This is a genomic window from Streptomyces poriticola (assembly GCF_036689765.1).
Lineage (GTDB): Bacteria > Actinomycetota > Actinomycetes > Streptomycetales > Streptomycetaceae > Streptomyces > Streptomyces poriticola.
Genome location: NZ_JBAGKH010000075.1, coordinates 1 through 3,096, shown reverse-complemented (window position 1 = coordinate 3,096; position 3,096 = coordinate 1). Strand labels below are relative to the sequence as shown.

The 3,096-nt window shown below is 66.2% G+C and carries 4 protein-coding genes and 1 pseudogene; 4 read left to right on the top strand and 1 reads right to left on the bottom strand.

The features are described from left to right. Positions 1-525 precede the first annotated feature (525 nt). A pseudogene (locus V5O46_RS31485) lies at positions 526-582 on the top strand (DUF6207 family protein); the annotation flags it as partial. Further along, positions 581-697, top strand: coding sequence for a DUF6207 family protein (locus V5O46_RS31480; protein ID WP_332888151.1), 117 nt, complete (start codon positions 581-583; stop codon positions 695-697). The pseudogene V5O46_RS31485 and the gene V5O46_RS31480, both read left to right, overlap by 2 nt. A 236-nt stretch (positions 698-933) precedes the next feature. On the opposite strand, the gene V5O46_RS31475 is transcribed toward V5O46_RS31480, so the two are convergent. Next, positions 934-1,215, bottom strand: a complete 282-nt coding sequence (locus tag V5O46_RS31475; RefSeq protein WP_332888150.1) for a CopG family ribbon-helix-helix protein — start codon at positions 1,213-1,215, stop codon at positions 934-936. Between the two features lie 383 nt (positions 1,216-1,598). Between V5O46_RS31475 and V5O46_RS31470 the strand changes: the two genes are divergently transcribed. Both V5O46_RS31470 and V5O46_RS31465 read left to right on the top strand, forming a co-directional pair. Continuing rightward, entirely contained in the window at positions 1,599-2,666 is a 1,068-nt protein-coding gene (locus V5O46_RS31470) for a hypothetical protein (protein ID WP_332888149.1), read from the top strand. A 60-nt stretch (positions 2,667-2,726) separates the two neighbouring features. After that, positions 2,727-3,077 (top strand): hypothetical protein, encoded by a 351-nt coding sequence (locus tag V5O46_RS31465; RefSeq protein WP_332888148.1) that lies wholly within the window; start codon positions 2,727-2,729, stop codon positions 3,075-3,077. Positions 3,078-3,096: the final 19 nt, after the last annotated feature.

Below are 3,096 nucleotides of genomic sequence, written 5' to 3'. Positions count from 1 at the left end.
AACAGAACGTATGCGCGTGCCAGCATCACCAATTGCCTCACTTCATTCCCCATGGATGGTTCGCCGCACAGGGGGTGGCTCAGATGTCTGGGCAACTTAGCATTGTCGTTCGCCAGTTCCCGGGAGGCGCGGTCTTGTCACGGAGCGATCGCCTTCGGAATCCGGCGCGCCCCCGCCGCGGCGGCGTGCAGCATCCCGGTGCCGAACCGCGTGCGCGGTGTCCGAACAACGCGTCCGCGGACTGGGTTTGTGACGGGTGTCCCGGGCCGTGGTGGACTGGCGCGACGGTCTGACACGATCCGGGGCGTCCCGCCGGTGCTGGCAGAGGCCGTGTCAACTGCGCGGCTGATTCGGCTGGGGCGGGGACTATCGGCTGAGGGGCACCAGGTATGGGCGGCGAGGCAGCGTCGGAGAAGCGATGGTCGAGGCGGACGTGTGGGACCGAGGGCGGTAGGCGGAAACGACCGCCGCGTGTGGTAGTCCTGGTCCGGCGAGAGCCAGTCCCAACATGTCGCGGAACCGGGCCTGGTCGTAGTCGACATTGCGGCCGCCGATGAGGAGACCGCTTTCGCCTTCCAGGATGAGCTGGCGGCGCGCTGGGCAACCGCTATGGCCGACCGCACCAGTCGCACGCCGGGGAGAGCCCGGCGTGCGACTGCGCTGCTACCTCGACCTGCGCCAGCTGACCGGGCGGTGACGTCTCCGTCGCAGCCCGGCTACAGTTCCTTGACGCTGGCGTCCAAGCCCTGCCACAGCGCACCGACCTCGCGCAGGAGTCCTGGCATGTCGCTGGGCTGAGCGGATGACTCGCCGCACGCAGCAGGCGCAGGGGCGCCGGGGCTCGTTGACGGGCCCCGGCGCAGCGGGACCGAAAGAATGGATCAAAGAGTGAGCACAGTGCACACATGTCGCCTGGTGATCCGGAAATAGATGTCAGCTACGCGATCCGCGGCCGTCAGGCGGGGTGCCGAGTACCGTGGCGACCCGGGCCTGCGCCTCAGCGATGTACTTTTCGCTGGCTTGCTTGAACTCTGAACCGGCTGCCTGTTCCCGCACGTAGGCCTCCATGCCCTCCCGGATGAGAGCGTTGGCGGTCGTGGACATCACCGCCGCCATGGCCTGGATGCGGTCAAGTAGCTCTCCTGGAAACCGGACGGACACAACGACCTGCCGACCCTTGCCCTCAGTAGTTGTTTTTCCTTGATCGTTCGACATGCGTGTTCCCTTCACCGGGGACTGACGCCCCGTCCGTGCCAGGGACCGGGGCACGCCACTCCGGTTTCGGAGTGCCGAAGACTGCCAGGTCCCAGCACCCTCGCTGACTGAACGCCAATCAGACTACGGCACTACCTGGAGTGCTGTAGCCTCTCTGCCGCATGTGCTGTCATAGATATCCCCTACTGCTCATCAGTTGTACAAGTTCTGGTGTGGCCTTCAACACTTCCGAAAATCTGGCATGTCTTGGGCGTGCCGTAGTCGGACATGCAATCCTCCAACTGGGCTACGCGAGCGCCCGCATGTCCGGTCGCTACGCGGCGCGTTCGACCGCGTACGCCCCGCGCGCAGTCGCAAGTGACGAGCACCACCGAGGAGTTCACGTGCACGACCTTCCCGAGGCCCTCAGTAACGGCCCCAAGCAGCCCCTCGGAGCCGGCGGTGTCACTGCCCACGTCTGCGGCACCGCCCTCCGGATGCTCGATGTCTTCGACGACGAGAAAATCTACGGTCAGGACATGGACGAACCGCTCACCCAGGACGAGCAGGACGAGAAGGTCCTCGCCCTCCTCGGCCAGCGCTCCATCCCCCTTGGCGTTCCCTCTCAGGACGCCCACGAAGAAGCTCAGGCCAACGCCTGCCGAACCCGCCTTGTCGAAGCCGCCGAAAGGACACTGAACGGCATCGAGAACGAAGGCGGCCGCACGCCCACCGTACTGGGAGCGGCCGGCACCCCCGAACAACGCGAGGCCGAGTTCCGCACCCACGTACGCGCCGAACAGCCCGTCGTCAGCGTTTCATTCACCGGATCCCTGCGCCGCTGGTTGTCCACCGGCGACACCCAGGCGACCTCGATCTCCGTCACCACCTACATCCCCGGCAGGCCCCTGTACGCCGCCCAGGTCACCGCGGGCACTGCCCTGCTCAGCGATTGCTCCGGTGCCTGGCGTCTGACCAAGAGCGGCTGGCTCGCCATGTCAGGCGAACCCGTGGTGGCCGAGGAAGACCCCAACTACGTCGTCCTGCCGCACTCGATGATGGACGGCGCCTCCCGCATGCGCAGCCACTACGCCGAACCGCTCTTCCCCTTCGACACCAGCAGCGCCGTCGTCCAGGCCGTCCTCGGTGGCAAGGTCCCCGTCGCCTTCCACCTCACCGAGCCGGTCCTGAACTCCGCGATCATCCCCGTCGCCACCGGCCACGGCATGATCGTCCTGTCCCTCGACAGCGGCGAGGTCCTCGAGAAGCCCTGGGACGCCAGTCGGTACATGTATAGGGCCGTCACTGGCGAGCAGTCCTTCGGGGACTTCATCATTGCCCGCGACCTGTGGGCCGCCCGACGTATCAGTCGTGTCCTCAGGACCGAAGCTCTCCCAGCCGAAGACCTCGACCCCCTCGCACCGCTCGACGACCTCGACGACGACTTCGGATTCGACTTCAACGACGCCTAGCCCTCATGTGCTACCACCTGACACCGATACACCCCGGGCACACCTCTCAGGGAAACACTCATGAACGACGTCCCCCTCACTCTGGTCGCCAGCAGCGACAGCAGCGACCCATCGGCCAGCAGCAACTGGTTCAAGGTCATCCCGCCGAAGCCCGTACGCGAGCGCTGGGCCCGCAAGATCAAGGCTCTGCGCCGCCCGACCGGCAGCCTGGCCCTGCCCGCGATTGCCACCACGGCGATCCTCCACTTCACCAACACCATCGAAGCCAGCGACAGCGTCATGGCGTTCGGCCTGACAAGCCTCATCGTCGCCTATGACGCCACCATTGCCGTCTGCCGGACCAAGCGCTCCGACACCACCACGGGTGAGAACCGAACCACGACCGACGCCCTGACCCGCCGCAAGGCCTGACCCACAGCTTGGCGTTCAA

Excerpts from the sequence above, each read along its gene's own strand:
- V5O46_RS31480 (WP_332888151.1), top strand. The coding sequence starts at position 581 with ATGAGCTGGCGGCGCGCTGGGCAACCGCTATGGCCGACCGCACCAGTC.
- V5O46_RS31475 (WP_332888150.1), bottom strand. The coding sequence starts at position 1,215 with ATGTCGAACGATCAAGGAAAAACAACTACTGAGGGCAAGGGTCGGCAG.
- V5O46_RS31465 (WP_332888148.1), top strand. The coding sequence starts at position 2,727 with ATGAACGACGTCCCCCTCACTCTGGTCGCCAGCAGCGACAGCAGCGAC.